The sequence below is a fragment of the Geomonas sp. genome, from assembly GCF_056994735.1.
Genome location: NZ_JBXKJL010000270.1, coordinates 1 through 14,064, shown reverse-complemented (window position 1 = coordinate 14,064; position 14,064 = coordinate 1). Strand labels below are relative to the sequence as shown.

17 protein-coding genes and 1 tRNA gene are annotated in these 14,064 nt (G+C 59.1%); 6 read left to right on the top strand and 12 right to left on the bottom strand.

Translation table 11 applies throughout. The features are described 5' to 3' along the window. Positions 1 to 2 precede the first annotated feature (2 nt). Positions 3 to 590 (bottom strand): outer membrane protein, encoded by a 588-nt coding sequence (locus tag AC11W3_RS11795; protein ID WP_484093069.1) that lies wholly within the window; start codon positions 588 to 590, stop codon positions 3 to 5. Positions 591 to 1,066: 476 nt separating this feature from the next. Next, a tRNA-Gly gene (locus AC11W3_RS11790) sits at positions 1,067 to 1,141 on the bottom strand. A 402-nt stretch (positions 1,142 to 1,543) separates the two neighbouring features. Here AC11W3_RS11790 and AC11W3_RS11785 point away from each other — a divergent pair. From AC11W3_RS11785 to AC11W3_RS11775, 3 genes are read left to right on the top strand one after another with little or no spacing between them, the layout of a single operon-like run. Beyond that, complete coding sequence (locus AC11W3_RS11785; protein WP_484090188.1) at positions 1,544 to 2,182, top strand: hypothetical protein; 639 nt, start codon at positions 1,544 to 1,546, stop codon at positions 2,180 to 2,182. Beyond that, entirely contained in the window at positions 2,169 to 2,612 is a 444-nt protein-coding gene (locus tag AC11W3_RS11780) for an acyl-CoA thioesterase (protein ID WP_484090187.1), read from the top strand. Before AC11W3_RS11785 ends, AC11W3_RS11780 begins: the two co-directional genes overlap by 14 nt. Continuing rightward, the gene (locus AC11W3_RS11775) at positions 2,599 to 2,811 is read left to right on the top strand and encodes a hypothetical protein (RefSeq protein ID WP_484093068.1); all 213 of its coding nucleotides are present in this window, start codon (positions 2,599 to 2,601) and stop codon (positions 2,809 to 2,811) included. The genes AC11W3_RS11780 and AC11W3_RS11775 overlap by 14 nt, the downstream gene beginning before the upstream one ends. A gap of 59 nt (positions 2,812 to 2,870) precedes the next feature. Here AC11W3_RS11775 and gluQRS read toward each other — a convergent pair whose 3' ends face one another. The 3 genes from gluQRS to AC11W3_RS11760 all read right to left on the bottom strand — a co-directional run bounded on the left by gluQRS (position 2,871) and on the right by AC11W3_RS11760 (position 4,605). After that, positions 2,871 to 3,794: a tRNA glutamyl-Q(34) synthetase GluQRS gene (gene gluQRS, locus AC11W3_RS11770; RefSeq protein ID WP_484090185.1), complete on the bottom strand. Its 924-nt coding sequence runs from the start codon at positions 3,792 to 3,794 to the stop codon at positions 2,871 to 2,873. 118 nt (positions 3,795 to 3,912) lie between these two features. After that, positions 3,913 to 4,224, bottom strand: a complete 312-nt coding sequence (ppnP, locus tag AC11W3_RS11765) for a pyrimidine/purine nucleoside phosphorylase (protein WP_484090184.1) — start codon at positions 4,222 to 4,224, stop codon at positions 3,913 to 3,915. Positions 4,225 to 4,257: 33 nt separating this feature from the next. Continuing rightward, positions 4,258 to 4,605 carry a hypothetical protein gene (locus AC11W3_RS11760; RefSeq protein WP_484090183.1) on the bottom strand — a complete coding sequence of 116 codons (348 nt, stop codon included), beginning with the start codon at positions 4,603 to 4,605 and terminating at the stop codon, positions 4,258 to 4,260. A gap of 477 nt (positions 4,606 to 5,082) precedes the next feature. Between AC11W3_RS11760 and AC11W3_RS11755 the strand changes: the two genes are divergently transcribed. Together AC11W3_RS11755 and AC11W3_RS11750 are read left to right on the top strand one after the other, a co-directional pair. Then, positions 5,083 to 5,337: a hypothetical protein gene (locus AC11W3_RS11755; protein WP_484090182.1), complete on the top strand. Its 255-nt coding sequence runs from the start codon at positions 5,083 to 5,085 to the stop codon at positions 5,335 to 5,337. Between the two features lie 414 nt (positions 5,338 to 5,751). Next, entirely contained in the window at positions 5,752 to 6,465 is a 714-nt protein-coding gene (locus AC11W3_RS11750; protein ID WP_484090181.1) for a class I SAM-dependent methyltransferase, read from the top strand. Positions 6,466 to 6,526: 61 nt separating this feature from the next. Here AC11W3_RS11750 and AC11W3_RS11745 read toward each other — a convergent pair whose 3' ends face one another. From AC11W3_RS11745 to AC11W3_RS11725, 5 genes are all read right to left on the bottom strand, one after another. Next, positions 6,527 to 7,087, bottom strand: a complete 561-nt coding sequence (locus AC11W3_RS11745; protein ID WP_484090180.1) for a recombinase family protein — start codon at positions 7,085 to 7,087, stop codon at positions 6,527 to 6,529. A 17-nt stretch (positions 7,088 to 7,104) separates the two neighbouring features. Next, positions 7,105 to 7,326 (bottom strand): hypothetical protein, encoded by a 222-nt coding sequence (locus tag AC11W3_RS11740; protein ID WP_484093067.1) that lies wholly within the window; start codon positions 7,324 to 7,326, stop codon positions 7,105 to 7,107. A gap of 19 nt (positions 7,327 to 7,345) precedes the next feature. Then, the gene (locus AC11W3_RS11735) at positions 7,346 to 7,531 is read right to left on the bottom strand and encodes a DUF6538 domain-containing protein (RefSeq protein ID WP_484090202.1); all 186 of its coding nucleotides are present in this window, start codon (positions 7,529 to 7,531) and stop codon (positions 7,346 to 7,348) included. 212 nt (positions 7,532 to 7,743) lie between these two features. Further along, entirely contained in the window at positions 7,744 to 9,156 is a 1,413-nt protein-coding gene (glnA, locus tag AC11W3_RS11730) for a type I glutamate--ammonia ligase (protein ID WP_484090179.1), read from the bottom strand. Between the two features lie 38 nt (positions 9,157 to 9,194). Then, positions 9,195 to 9,533 (bottom strand): P-II family nitrogen regulator, encoded by a 339-nt coding sequence (locus AC11W3_RS11725; RefSeq protein ID WP_216510116.1) that lies wholly within the window; start codon positions 9,531 to 9,533, stop codon positions 9,195 to 9,197. A gap of 364 nt (positions 9,534 to 9,897) precedes the next feature. Here AC11W3_RS11725 and AC11W3_RS11720 point away from each other — a divergent pair, with 364 nt between their 5' ends. Then, on the top strand, positions 9,898 to 10,629 hold the full coding sequence (locus AC11W3_RS11720) for a M23 family metallopeptidase (RefSeq protein ID WP_484090178.1): 732 nt from the start codon (positions 9,898 to 9,900) through the stop codon (positions 10,627 to 10,629). A gap of 231 nt (positions 10,630 to 10,860) precedes the next feature. Here AC11W3_RS11720 and hrpB read toward each other — a convergent pair whose 3' ends face one another. Both hrpB and AC11W3_RS11710 read right to left on the bottom strand, forming a co-directional pair. Further along, complete coding sequence (hrpB, locus tag AC11W3_RS11715) at positions 10,861 to 13,344, bottom strand: ATP-dependent helicase HrpB (RefSeq protein ID WP_484090177.1); 2,484 nt, start codon at positions 13,342 to 13,344, stop codon at positions 10,861 to 10,863. Positions 13,345 to 13,352: 8 nt separating this feature from the next. Next, entirely contained in the window at positions 13,353 to 14,027 is a 675-nt protein-coding gene (locus AC11W3_RS11710; RefSeq protein ID WP_484090176.1) for an HAD family hydrolase, read from the bottom strand. Positions 14,028 to 14,064 lie beyond the last annotated feature (37 nt).

The window sequence follows — 14,064 nt, the reverse complement described above, 5'->3', positions numbered from 1 at the left end:
GGCTAACGGAAGGTGTAACGGACGCCTGCGAGGATGTTGCTGCTGTGATACGAAACGTCGGTGTCGTCTATGTTGAAATCACTGGCTGCACCCTGGAATTTATAGGTCAGGTCAAGACTGAGGCGGTGGGGAAGAGCGATGGCAAGGCCGGTAGAGAGTTGATAGCCGAAGACGGTATCGTCATAGTGGTGGCCGTGAAAATCAAGGTTGGCGTATAGAGCTCCGATGCCAGCTCCGAAAAATGGGGCGATAGGGCCTCCTGTCTTTATCTCGTAGACTCCAGTGGCCATCATGCTGGTGACCCCGAGATCGGTGTCATCGAGATGAAGTCCTCCCCTTCTTGTCATTTCTGCTTCTCTAAATCCGATCTCTCCCCCGAGGCGTACGCCGCAGTCAAAACTGTATCCACCACCGACATCGAGAGCGAAACCGGGGTCGTAGCTGGCGGTCACCGAGTCGCCCCCAATACCGATGTCGCCTTCATGGTAGATGCTGATCCCCGTAGATCCTTCCACGTATGGCCCGGCAGCGATTACGGATGTCGCCGATGCTGCGATCAACAACGCCGCCAACAGGATACCTCTCTTCATTCCGCCCTCCATGGTGTTTGATTTAGTTAATTACCGACAATTTAAGGCAATTAATCTTAATCATAGTAACCGTCAAAAAACACAAGTCAAAATAATTCAGGGACGCTGTTAAGATTTTAAGATTCTAATCATCCTGGATACCTCCCCTCGATCTGTGCCTCCCGCACCGCCAGGCAATACCTGACCACTTCACTCACAGTGTTGGAGCACCATGGGCAGTGGACCGGCGGTGAGGGGGTTTTGGGCGTGCAAGGTGGTGTCGGCGAGACTGTCGGGGGTGTAGATCCATAAACCGAATAATTGCCGTCCCGGGTGCGATCAGCGAGGGATCCCGGCGATGCACCCTAGACAAATCAGCAACTTACGGCTAAATTCGGCGCGCCGAAGTGGCCGTGACCGGTGGGATTGTGACGGTAAGTTGTCAGCAATAAAAAAAGGTCCAGGCTTTGTCGGCTTGGACCCTTTTGATGATTTTTTGGAGCGGGAAACGGGGTTCGAACCCGCGACTTCAACCTTGGCAAGGTTGCACTCTACCACTGAGTTATTCCCGCTCAACGAGACCCTGTTTATAGCAAATGACGCCGTCGCAGTCAACCATTTTTTACATTTCACTCACAACGATTTGCTGCTCAAGACAGTCACCAGCAACGGCCGGTGAAGGGTCGGTGCTCCGTGGCTCCCCCACTCCCTCAAGAGGAGGGGGCACTCCCCGCCTCTAACTATCTATCTGCTACTCCGGCCCCATTTTACAAGGCGGAAGCATCACACGTTGCTGCGGCGCCCGAGGACAGCTTGCCACAGCCAGCCCCAGGGGAATGCTTGCTGCTCATGCAACTGCCCTCACCCCCCACCCCCCTCCCTCCAGGGGAGGGGGGACTCCAACGGCTCTCCGCTATCCGCAGCCGTCGACCGGCGGCTACCATTCGTGAGAAAGGGTATGTATACTTCCCTCCATGAGAAAGGGTGACGACAGGATACGGGGCTTGATCGCCTCTGAGGCGGCACGGCTCATGTACGAGGACGGGATCAAGGAGTACCGGGATGCCAAGCGGAAGGCGGCAAAGCGGTTCGGACCGGAGAAGGCGCTCTCCCTGGGGTCGCACCTTCCCTCCAACGCGGAGATCCACGATCAACTCGCCAGACTGATCGCAGCGACCGAGGAGGATGGCCTCCCTGAACGACTCCTGCGGATGAGGTTGACCGCCCTCTCCTACCTCGAACTCTTCCATGACTTCTCTCCCTACCTGGTCGGATCTGTCCTCTCCGGGTCCGTCACCAGCCGCAGCGACATCGATATCCATCTCTTCGCCGACTCGGTCGAAGTGATCGAGGATCTGCTCCGGGAGCGCGGGATCAGATTCGAGACCGAGACGGTGCCGATCCGGAAGGGCCCCGTTATCACCGACTACACCCATATCTATATCGACGACGCGGAGACCGAAATCGAATGCTCGGTCTATCCCGTAGAGCAGCGGCGAAACCGCACAGTGAGCAGCATCACGGGAAGGGCTATGGAACGCGCTTCTGCCTTTCAGCTGAGGAAATTGATTGCTGCAGGCGTCGGCAAGGAGGAATATGATGGAGAACCGTAAGGCGGAACTGATCGAGACCCTGCTCCCGAAGGACACCAATGGCTATGGCAACATCTTCGGCGGCGTGATCATGAGCATCATGGACAAGACCGCGGGGGTCGCCTGCTGGCGCTACTCCAGGAAACGGGTGGTGACGGCCTGCGCACGGAAGATATCCTTCCACACACCGGTCAACATGGGGGAAGTGGTCTACTCCCGGGCAACGATCATCCACGTCGGTCGGAGCTCGATGGAGGTGGAGGTCGAGGTTGAGGTGGAGAATGTCATCGAAGGGACGACTCGGCGGGCCGCCAGCGGCATTTTCAGCATGGTGGCGGTGGACGAGAACTGGCATCCTTCCCCTGTGCCCCCCTGGCAACCGGTTACGGAGGCGGAGCTGGAAAAATGGCGGGAGGTCGAGAAAAGGAGAACGGTGCGTGACACCCTTTAAATCGGTGCTGCTGGCACTGGCGGTGCTATGCGGTGGCTGTGAAACGCTGAACGACGCAATGGTGCGCCAATGGCTCAAGGATGCCGGGTTAAGCCGCCGGGTCAATTACCAGATAAGAGAGGGATTGAAAAAAAGAAACGCCGCACAGCCGCCGGCGAGGCCCGCTGTCCCGGCTCCGCCTTTCATGGATCAAGGGTGAGGCAGCGGTCCCGACTCGTTGCAAAAGGGAGCACGGTCAACGCCGCACTTGGGAAGGTATCAGGGGGCGTCGAAAGGGCGCGAGTCCCGGGGAATGTCGGCAATGGAGAAATTCGCGACGCCCCACGACAGTATCTCACGCGGCGGCGCATCGACCAGCGCCGCAGGGGGATTTTGTCCCAGGAAACGGAGAGCGGAAAGGAGCAGGCGACCGCCCTCTTTCGAGAGGTCGCGTCCTGCGGCGAGGGAAACGGCGTTGTCGCGCTTGCTGAGTTTTGAGCCGTCGGGGCCAGTGACGAGCGGCAGGTGACAGTAGGCCGGCGTCGAGTACTGGAAAAGCCGCTGCAGGTAGATCTGGCGCGGGGTCGAAGAAATGAGGTCCGATCCCCGTACCACCTGGTTGACTCCGGTGGCGGCATCATCGACCACCACGGCGAGATGATAGGCGTAAGGGCCGTCGGCGCGGTGGATGACGAAGTCCCCGCAGGAGGCGGTGAGGTGCTGGCTGTAGCGCCCCATGATGCCGTCCTCGAAGGAGATCACCTCGTCATAAACCTTCACCCTGAGCGCCCTCTCCACCTTCTCCGCCGGCAAGCCGTCGCGGCAGATGCCTGGGTAGACCAGGATGTCCTCATGGGGAGCTGAAGCGATCTGGGCGATCTCGCTCCTGGTGCAGCCGCAGGCATAGGCGAGCCCCCGCCGGATCAGGTCGTTTGCGGCGGCCTCATAGTATTCGGTGCGCCTGCTCTGGTAAAGGACTTCCCCGTCCCATTCGAAAGCGAGGGCCTCCAGGGTGGAGAGCATGTCGTCGGCAATCCCCGGAACTACACGCGGCAGATCCAGATCCTCCATGCGCAGGAGCCACTCTCCGCCGCAGCTTCTGGCCATGAGATAGCTTCCGAGGGCAGCCACGAGTGAGCCGAGATGGAGGGGACCGGTGGGGGACGGCGCGAAACGGCCTATGATCCGGGTATTGTCTGGCATCAGCCTACCAAAACCTCATGCTCACGCTCAGGCAAAGCCGCAAAGGCGCAAAGAAGATCGGCCAAGACAGTTCTCAGCCGGTTCCTCTTTGCGTCCTGGCGTCTTGGCGTGAGACGTTTTACAGGAACGAGCAGCAGTAGTCGGTGACGGCGGTGACCTTCACCTGGAAGCTGGAGTTCTCCGGCACCTCGAAAGCCTCCCCACCTTTGACGGCGACCCACTCGGAGGCCCCCGGAAGGAGCACGGTCAACTCGCCGGAAAGGATCTCCATAAGTTCCGCGGCACCGGTATTGAATCCGTACTCGCCGGGCAGCAGAATGCCGAGGGTCTTGCGGGTCCCGTCGGCGAAGATGACGGTGCGGCTTGTGCATCCGCCGTCGAAATAGACATTGGCTTCTTTGACTACCGATACATTGTTAAATTCAGACACGTGCTATCCTCCTGGCAATATTGAAATATCATCTTAACGCGGCCAATCGCCCGACTCCCAGCGCTCCAGCGCGATCTGCGCCCTGAAACCTGTAAGACCGGGCTCCCCGGCCAGCCGGGCAAGTACCGCGGTACAACGTGTGGTCGCCTCCCGCATGGCGTAGACGGCAGCCATTCCGGCTACGGCAGGATCGGCATTGTCCAGCAGGACCAGGAAACGCTCGATGCCGCCTTCACGCCTGATCGCGGCGTAGAACCTGTCGAGTTCCACCACCTGCGCCGAGGCTGCCTCCTCCTGCATCGCCTCGATCGCCTCGGCGTGCCTGACCGCCGCCTTGGCAAACCACTCCACCAGCTTTGCGACCTTCTCCAGCTGCTGCAACGTCAACTCCCCGCATGCCAGCCCCCTATCTCAAGGAGAGGCACGCTACAACACCGAAACATTAGCAGCTTTCGAATATCGGTTCAATGAAAAAGGGGTTTTGCTAATGTTTACGCCGGCATTGAGGGCGCGAGCGCAGCCGGGCGGCCTGACAGCAGGAGGAAGTTCCGTGCTCCATACGAAAAAAAGGCGGGGTTGCCCCCGCCTACCCCCGCCTTTCCCCTCAACCTAACACCGCGTTTATCCATGCTAACAGTTCCTACAGCATTCCCTCGACGCCACAGCGTTATTAGCAGATACATTAGCACAGGTGGCTGTTAATTACGAGACCCCTGGTTTGAGTCCGGGTTGGGGAGCCAACATCAATGCCTATAATGGCTGATCTGCATAACCGGTGATGTTCTATTTTATGGCAGTAAGCGGCTAAATAGTAGAACTATGTATCAACGTTATCCAAGACAGGTCAAGCCGCACTAGATGTGCCGAGACAAGGATATCGACCTTGCAGACAACGCCGAGCGGGAGCACTCCCCCTCCGTAAACGTTCAACGCATCTACAACATTAACGGCGTCATCCGTTATCTCTGCAAGCAGTATTCCGGCATGCATCAGCATACTGGCAACGAAATTTTCGGTAACGTTAAGGCATTGAACAAAAGGAAAATCGGCAGCAGTACACAAACCATCAGCGATCTGACCGAGAACACAGGAGGAGATTTCCAATGGGAGTAGATCAGAAATGGGCAGAACAGCTGCCACGGTTCATGGGGAAGACCGACTACATGAAACACCTGAAGGGCCCGTGAGACTGACGCCGCAGCAAGCCATCAATGCCCAATGTTTCCGATGCTCCAGTGGCTATGACACTGGTCTGGGGTGTTCCACTGCCGACTGCCCACTTGTCCCCTACAACCCTTACAACGTGAAGAACGCTCTGTAACCGCCTGTGCAGCCAGTTACAATTTCACCCCACGGTTGAGGTAGGGCGTAGCTGGTAGATATGCTCTCTGTCGATACCGAAAAATCCCATCCCCACGTAGCCACCACTTTTTTCATATTTTTCCACTATTCTCAGGTATTATTTGAGGCGGCTGACATGATCAAAACGGGACCGAAGGTTCCAACTAAATTCATGAGGTGGCCTCAGTGGAGCCCACAATCGAAGAACAGGCGGCGATGTTCGACCGATGGAACTGTCAGTTCCGCCAGACCGATGCCAACGGCGTAGAGCCGGAGATTGCAGCCCGCGCGCGGCGCTCTCTGGAATTTCTTGACTCTCTGCGACTGGACTGTCCCAGGATTCTAGAAATAGGCTGCGGCACAGGATGGCTGACTGCCGAGTTGTGCCAGCGCGGCACTGTCTGGGCATGCGATTTGAGCTCTGCAGCTATTACGTATGCAAGGTCGAGGGGAGTGGTTGCTGAATTTGTGGCCGGGAATGTTCTAGAAATGGATCTACCCTCGGCCGACGTCGCAGTGGTATTCGACACACTTTTCTACGTAGAGGATCAGGCAAGGCTAATTGAAATGCTGGCTGCAAAGGTGGATTGGCTTGTTATTTCCAACATCAACACCTTCGTATTTCAACGATGCGCGGAGGTCACTGCCCCGAAACCCGGTCAGTACCGAAAATGGTTAACCCTGAAGGAGATGAAGAGGTTGCTGGCACCGCAGTTCCGTACTGTTAAGTTGTCTACCGTTTACCCCTATCGGGGCAATCTGGGGATCATGAGGGTTGTGCAATCAAGTAAATTGAATCGACTATTGTTTTGGTTGCCCCTAGAAGCAATCAAAAACAGCTTTAAGCTCGGTGCAGGCGTTGTAACCTTGGCTAAACGTGAAGGAAAATCCCAATTGTAGCCACGGTCAAATCAGAGTTTTTTCCTGTGACACCGTACTTAGTTCTGATTTCGGCCGGATATCACAGGTACTGATAAAGAGTCTCACGACTGATACCAAGGTCTTTGGCGATATGGGCTTTCTTGTCACCCCGTGCGGCCCTCTCCTTGATCTCGGCTATCTGCCCATCAGTGATGGTCCGCTTGCGGCCCTTGAATGCACCTTTCTGCTTCGCTATCGCGATACCCTCTCGCTGCCTCTCCAAGATCAGGGAACGCTCGAACTCGGCAAAGGCTCCCATCACGTTGAGGAGCAACTCGGCCATGCTGTTCTTTTCGCTGGTGAAGGTCAGCTGCTCCTTGGCGAAATGCACCGTCACCCCTTTCCCTGTCAGTTCCTTTACGATCTTCCTGAGGTCATCCAAGTTTCTCGCAAGCCGATCCATGGAATGCACGTGAAGGGTGTCCCCCTTGCGGACATGCTTCAGCATCGCCAGCATTCCTATGTAGTCCTGTAGTTCCTTGGATTCGAATATCCTGGACTTCGCACTCTTCACGCCTTCCGGGAGTTGAAGCCCCCGAAAGGGGTTCATCTCGACATGCTTGTCCCTGCTCTTACCCCCCCAGTTGAAGACTGCCGACATCGTTTCGGTTGCGTTGTCTACTGTCTTGTTGGTGAGTGGTTCGCGCTCAGGTGGGTAAGTGCAGCATCCGCTGCTTCAGTAGCGAAGGGGGTGCTTAGATGGTCGCCATTAGCTTCATCCTTTTGATACATGGTTGCCAGTCCCGCGAAAGCATGAGCGACAGCTTCAGTTTTTTTACCGATGCGCTGCACCCTAGCACGTTCCAGCATAAACTCGTTGTACTCGGGATCGTCAGACACCTTCACGCCGAGCCGTGCTTTATCCGTGCGCAGCCAGTGTCCCTAGCCCGTACAACGCAACCATCGAATCAATCAGTTTACGATCCATTGAATCCCTCACCCGCTGAAAGAGCACATCTACAGTCAGCAGCAGTTTGCGTGCCGCTGACCTTGCCTCAGCATAGCATTGTGTTTTTAGCGACCGCCATATCTGGCGCTTCCCGATTACAAACCTGGAGATCAGCAGGTACCGGAATGACTACACAATACCTCTTCCCTCTACGGTGCACATAGTCCACGTTTTTAGCTCCTCGATATTAGCAAATCTGTTAGCAATTCGCTGTCAAAGAGCTATAAAGCATGAAAAAACTGAAGGGTTACATACGAAAAAAAGGCGGGGTTGCCCCCGCCTTTTCTTTGCTGCTATGCCTGTACGGCTTAGATGTCGAAGTACAGGGCGAACTCGAGCGGTACCGGACGCATACGGACCGGGTTGACTTCGGCTTCGGTCTTGTACTCGATCCACTTCTCGACGACGTCGGGGGTGAAGACATCGCCTTTGTAGAGGAACTCGTGGTCGTCTTTAAGGGCGTTGAGAGCTTCCTCGAGGCTGCCCGGTGCGGACGGGATGTTGGCCAGTTCCTCGGGGGAAAGACCGTAGATGTCCTTGTCCAGCGGCTGGCCCGGATCGATCTTGTTCTCGATGCCGTCGAGGCCTGCCATCAGCATGGCTGCGAAGGCGAGGTAGCCGTTGCAAGACGGGTCCGGAGTACGGTACTCGATCCTCTTGGCTTTCGGGTTCGAGGAGAACATCGGGATACGCAGCGAAGCGGAACGGTTACGGCTGGAGTAAGCCATGTTCACCGGAGCCTCGAAGCCCGGCACCAGACGCTTGTAGGAGTTGGTGGTCGGGTTGGTGAAGGCGCAGAGGGCACGGGCGTGCTTGATGATGCCGCCGATGTAGTACAGCGCCATCTGGGAGAGCCCGCCGTATTTGTCGCCGGCGAAGAGGTTGGTCCCCTCTTTCCAGAGCGACATGTGGCAATGCATACCGGAGCCGTTGTCACCGTAGAGCGGTTTCGGCATGAAGGTTACGGTCTTGCCGTTCCTGTAGGCCACGTTCTTGATGACGTATTTGAACCACTGGAGCTGGTCAGCCATGTCGACCAGCGAGGAGAAGCGCATGTCGATCTCTGCCTGGCCGCCGGTGGCGACTTCGTGATGCTGGCACTCGACGCGGATGCCGACTTTCTGAAGCTCGAGAACCATCTCGTTCCTGAGGTCGTTCTGGGAGTCAGTCGGGGAAACCGGGAAGTAGCCTTCCTTGTGACGCGGCTTGTAGCCGAGGTTCGGGAACTCTTCGCGGCCGGTGTTCCAGGCGCCTTCCACGGAGTCAACGGCGTAGAAGGAGGTGTTGGCGGTGGAGTCGTAACGGACGTCGTCGAAGATGAAGAACTCTGCTTCCGGTCCGAAGTATGCGGTATCGGCGAGGCCGGTCGACTTCAGGTAGTTCTCAGCCTTCTTGGCGATATTACGCGGGTCGCGGCTGTAGTCTTCCTTGGTGATCGGGTCGAAGATGTCGCAGATGAGGGAAAGGGTCGGGATCGCGGTGAACGGATCCATCTTGGCGGTCTTCGGGTCCGGAATGATGATCATGTCGGAGGCGTGGATGGGCTGCCAGCCGCGGATGGAGGAGCCGTCAAAGCCCTGGCCTTCCTCGAAGGTGTCCTCGCCGAACTCGCTCATGGGCACGGTGAAGTGTTGCCAGATGCCGACAAAGTCCATGAATTTGAAGTCGACCATCAGCGCGCCGTTTTCTTTAGCGAACTCTACAACTTGTTTTGGTGTCATCTACAGTCTCCTTTGGATTTTTTAAAAAAATCAGCCGGCTACAGGGCGTCTTCGCCCCTTTCACCGGTCCTGATCCGAACTACCTCTTCAACGGGGGTAACGAAGATCTTGCCGTCGCCGATCCTCCCGGTCTTTGCTGCCTGCTCGATGGCATCGACCACCTTGCCGACGACGTCATCGGCGACAATGATCTCCATCTTGATCTTGGGAATGAAGTCCACCACGTACTCCGCGCCACGGTAGAGTTCCGTGTGCCCTTTCTGGCGGCCAAATCCCTTCACTTCTCCGATCGTGATCCCCTGGATGCCGATCTCGTTGAGGGCCTCTTTAACTTCATCAAGCTTGAACGGCTTTATGATGGCTTCGACTTTTTTCACGGCTGATACCTCCGCTCGGTTTTCAATGCGCGCAAATTATAGAGGCCTTGTTGTTAAATTGCAAGATTAATAAACCGGGTTAACGCCACGGCAGGCAAAGACTAGCAAGTTCTCTGCCAAGCACAGAGTTGGATTGCGGCCACGTGAAATTGAGTAGTTAGCACCACGAAAAAAGGCGAAGAGTAAGAGATGAGAGATTGTAGCCTAAATTTCAGGCAACGCAAGACAGGCAGTGACTAATTAATAGGCAGACCACGTTGCTATTGCCAAAAGTGACCGGTGAGGCTATAGTTGCTGCCTGAAAAACAGACACCGGCAGCGCCGCTCAAAGAGTAATTTCTCCTGACAGAGAGTAGCAAACGGTATGAAAACTGGTTCACAGCTAAAAGCCCCGTCTCGTCGTTGCTCCGCTGCAGCCGTCGCCGCCTGCCTGCAGGTCGCCCTGTGCTCTCTTTCCTGGACGCAGGCCCACGGAGATTTCTACCGCTATGTCGACAAGGACGGCGTGGAAGTCTACACCAACGTCCCCGGCGGTAGCGGCGCGGTACCGGTGCTGAGGGAAGGGAGGAAGAGGTCTCAACCCAAACGCGAGGCCAAGTCGGCTCCCGGTACGGGCTGGCAGGCTTCGGAACAGGAGCCTCTCCTTCCGGTCAAGGGGCTGGTCACCTCCAGCGTCGGCTGGCGCCATGACCCGATCGATGGGGGGATCAGGCACCATAACGGAGTCGACATAGCGGTCCCCACCGGCACCAGTGTCAAGGCCATAGCGGCCGGCAGGGTGGTGCAGAGCGCGTTCCGCGGCGGGTACGGCAACCTCGTTGCCGTGGAGCATGCGGACGGCATGACCTCTCTCTACGGGCACAACTCGCAGCTCATCGCCAAGGTCGGGGACCAGGTCCAGGCCGGCGACACCATCGCACTCTCCGGCTCCACCGGACGATCAACCGGTCCTCACCTGCACTTCGAGCTCTGGAAGAACGGAGCCAACGTCACCCAATCCTACCTCAAGACCGGATCCGGCCTCCCCGAGGTCGCGGGCAGCATCAGAAGCTACCTCCACAGCGACGGCTCCATCGTCTTCACCAATATCAGATGACAATTGCCGGCTGCGCCCCAGATCGATTCCCGATCAGACCCCGGAATGACATCTAATATCGCGGCCCTGTCTCGGGAACGTCAACTTCACCCGAGGGCCGCCATCGCTCATGACAACTTGAGGCGTCATGCCCGAGCGCTTCTATCGGGCATCCAGCTTCTGCGCATCGGCTTTATCTTCCTCGCCTCCCCTTATTTACTCCCCTTATTTACACGCCTCGTGGCCTGGCCCTTACATCCTCTTCTTCACATGCCTCGTCGCCTGGGCCTCCCACGGATTGTCCGGCCAGGGGTGTTTCGGGTAGCGCCCCTTGAGCTCCTTGCAGACCTCCCTGTAGGCTCCGTTCCAGAAACTGCGCAGGTCGCTGGTGACCTGGATGGGACGGCGCGCGGGCGACAGCAGGTGGATGATCACCGGCACCCGGCCGAACGCCACCCGCGGCGTTTCCGCCAGCCCGAACATCTCCTGGAGTTTCACCGACAGATAAGGCTCCCCATCTGCCGGGTAGTGCACCTGCACCCGGGACCCGCTCGGGACCGCCAGGTGGGTGGGAGCCCCCTCCTCGACAGCCTTCTGCTGCGACCAGCTCAGGATCGCCTTCAGCGGGGAGAGAAGATCCACCCGCGCCAACTGGTTGAGGGTCCTCACCCCGTCCAGGTACGGCACCAGCCAGTGCCGCAGGTTGTCGGTGAGGGCCTGATCGGAGAGGTCGGGCAGGCCCTCTTCCGGGAGGACCCGGGCCAGGAACCGCACCCGGTTCCGGAACTCCGTCGCCTGCTCGCTCCAGTTGAGGCCGGCGATTCCGGGGCCGGCAAGAATCCCCTCGACCAGCGCGGCGGTGACCTCTTCCCTGCCAGGGGTTACCGGCCGCTCCGAGAGAAGAACGGCCCCCAGCCGCTCCTCTTCGCGGGCGACCACCCTCCCCTCCCGGTCATCCCAGAAAACCCGCCGCCCCCGGGTGATGGCTGCGGAGCAGGCGGAGCGGACCGCTTCAAGGGTGACGGCGCTCGCCATGTGTATCTCCCCCTCCGCGCCGCCCCCTGCGACATCTACCGCCACAACCCAGGGCTGACCTCTGAGGTTGCTGCGCTGGGAGAGGCGGGCGCCCCCGCCGTTGGCCATCAGGTAGCGCCCTGAACCGGGGCTCCGTTCCCTGGCAACCCTGTCCGGATAGGCCTTCATGAGGAGTTCCCCCACCGCTGCAGCGTCTGCCCCCCGTACCCTCTCCCTCTCAGGAACTCCGACCGTTTTGCGGAAATACTGCGCCACCCGTTCCACGGTCCGCGCCCCCTGCGGGTCCAGGCGCTCTTCGAGGGCCTCCACGCGGTCGAGGACATCGCTCTCCGAGACCGCCCCCGACCCCTTCGGCAGGATATCCCGCTCGGAAAGGAGGGCCGCCAGGGTGCAGGCCAGGGCACCCTTCCCCTTCGCTGCGGCGTAGACGAGCATCGCTGCCAGCCTTGGATGCGTGGGAAGCGCAGCCATCTTCTTCCCCAGACCGGTGATGTTGCCGCGGGAATCGAGAGCCCCCAGCTGGGTCAGGAGCGCCCTCCCCTCCGCCAGGTGTCCATGAGGGGGCTGGTCGAGAAAGGATAAAGAGGCGGGATCGGCCACTCCCCACAGGGCCAGATCGAGAGCCAGCGGGGCCAGGTCGGAGACGCGGATCTCGGGGGGGGTGAAGGGGAGGAGCGTGGCCTGGGTGTACTCGGTCCAGAGGCGGTAACAGATCCCCGGAGCCACGCGGCCGGCGCGACCGGCCCGCTGCTCGGCCGAAGCCGCGGAAATTCTCAGGGTGTCCAGGCGGTTAAGCCCCGAGGACGGGTCGAAGCGGAGCTGACGGGAGTATCCGGTGTCGATGACGACCCGCACCCCCTCGATGGTCAGGCTGGTTTCGGCGATGTTGGTCGCCAGCACCACCTTCCTGCGGTCGGCGGGAAGGATCGCCCGCTCCTGCACCTCGAAGGGGAGATCTCCATAGAGCACCGCCACCACGACATCCGCCCCCAGCCGCTCCTTGAGAAACCGCTCCACCCGCCTGATCTCCCCGGCCCCCGGTAGAAAGACCAGGATGTCCCCGTCGGTCTCGGAAAGAGCGGCGAGCACGGCGGAAGAGGCCGTTTCGGGAAGCCTCGTGGAAGGCTCCGTCCTCAGGTAGCGAAGCTCCACCGGGAACTGCCTCCCCGGGCTCGAGATCAGCGGCGCTCCACCGAGCAGATCGGCTACCGGAGCGGCATCCAGCGTCGCGGACATCACCACGATCCGCAGGTCCTCCCGCAACCCCAGCTGCACGTCCCGGCAGAGGGCAAGGGAGAGGTCACTGGTCAGGCTCCTTTCGTGGAATTCGTCGAAGATCACCAACCCGACGTCCTCGAGGAGTGGATCGTTCTGCAGCCTGCGCGCCAGTATCCCCTCGGTGACGACCTCGATGCGGGTAGCCGAAGAGACCTTGCGATCAAAACGGATGGTGTAACCGACACGCCGGCCGACCTCCTCCTTCAGGCAGGAAGCCATATAGCGCGCGGCATTGACGGCTGCGAGACGGCGCGGCTCGAGCATGACGATGCTCCGGCCGCCCAGAAAGGGTGCATCAAGGAGTGAAAGGGGTACGCGGGTGGTCTTACCGGCACCGGGAGGCGCCTGGAGCACGGCAACATTGCCCTGCTCCAGCGCGGCCCGGAGTTCGGGGAGGATGGCAGCGATGGGAGTTTTCTGCATGAGCGGGATCAGACGAGGAGGCGGAGACCTTCGAGGTCGATCCCGACGAGTGATTCCACGATGTGGCGGGCGTCTGCCAGGCGCTCCTCGGGGTAGCTGTTGGTCACGGCCAGGACATTGAGACCGGCCCCCTTTGCCGAGGTGATGCCGGCGGGGGTGTCCTCGATGGCGATGGACGAGCCGGGATTGACCCGGCCGGGGAAGAGTTCCTGCAGCCTCTGGACGGAAAGGCTGTAACTCTCCGGATCCGGCTTGCTGGCCGAAACCTCGTCCGCGGTGACGATGGCGTCGAAGGCGCCGGTGAGGGAGAGCTGGTCGAGGATGGGATCGATATCGGTGCGGAGAGCACCGCTGCAAAGGGCAAGGGGAACGTTGCCGGAGATGGAGCGGATCAGTTCGACCACGCCGGGATAGGGAGCGACGCCGGCGGAGACGATGCGCAGGAAGGCTGCGGCCTTTTCCTCTATGAAGATTTTCAGCTCCTGGTCGACCAGCTGCCGTCCCGCGATCCGGAAGGCCTCGCGGAAGGCGTCCCTGTCGTCGAAACCCATGTAGTGATCGACGTACTCCTGCCACGAGTAGCCGAGGCCGAGCGGCACCAGGATCTCCTGGAAAGCCTTGTAGTGAAGCGGTTCGGTGTCGACGATGATCCCGTCAAAATCGAATATCACAGCGCTAAGCATGCATGCTCCTGTACTTCATGTTGTACCTTCTACGTTC

Bases quoted from the DNA above. Each gene is read 5' to 3' on its own strand.
- AC11W3_RS11720 (WP_484090178.1), top strand. From the start codon at position 9,898: ATGAAAACTGGTTCACAGCTAAAAGCCCCGTCTCGTCGTTGCTCCGCT.
- AC11W3_RS11795 (WP_484093069.1), bottom strand. From the start codon at position 590: ATGAAGAGAGGTATCCTGTTGGCGGCGTTGTTGATCGCAGCATCGGCG.
- glnA (WP_484090179.1), bottom strand. From the start codon at position 9,156: ATGACACCAAAACAAGTTGTAGAGTTCGCTAAAGAAAACGGCGCGCTG.
- AC11W3_RS11780 (WP_484090187.1), top strand. From the start codon at position 2,169: ATGGAGAACCGTAAGGCGGAACTGATCGAGACCCTGCTCCCGAAGGAC.
- AC11W3_RS11710 (WP_484090176.1), bottom strand. From the start codon at position 14,027: ATGCTTAGCGCTGTGATATTCGATTTTGACGGGATCATCGTCGACACC.
- hrpB (WP_484090177.1), bottom strand. From the start codon at position 13,344: ATGCAGAAAACTCCCATCGCTGCCATCCTCCCCGAACTCCGGGCCGCG.
- gluQRS (WP_484090185.1), bottom strand. From the start codon at position 3,794: ATGCCAGACAATACCCGGATCATAGGCCGTTTCGCGCCGTCCCCCACC.
- AC11W3_RS11755 (WP_484090182.1), top strand. From the start codon at position 5,083: ATGTGCCGAGACAAGGATATCGACCTTGCAGACAACGCCGAGCGGGAG.
- AC11W3_RS11745 (WP_484090180.1), bottom strand. From the start codon at position 7,087: ATGTCGGCAGTCTTCAACTGGGGGGGTAAGAGCAGGGACAAGCATGTC.
- AC11W3_RS11785 (WP_484090188.1), top strand. From the start codon at position 1,544: ATGAGAAAGGGTGACGACAGGATACGGGGCTTGATCGCCTCTGAGGCG.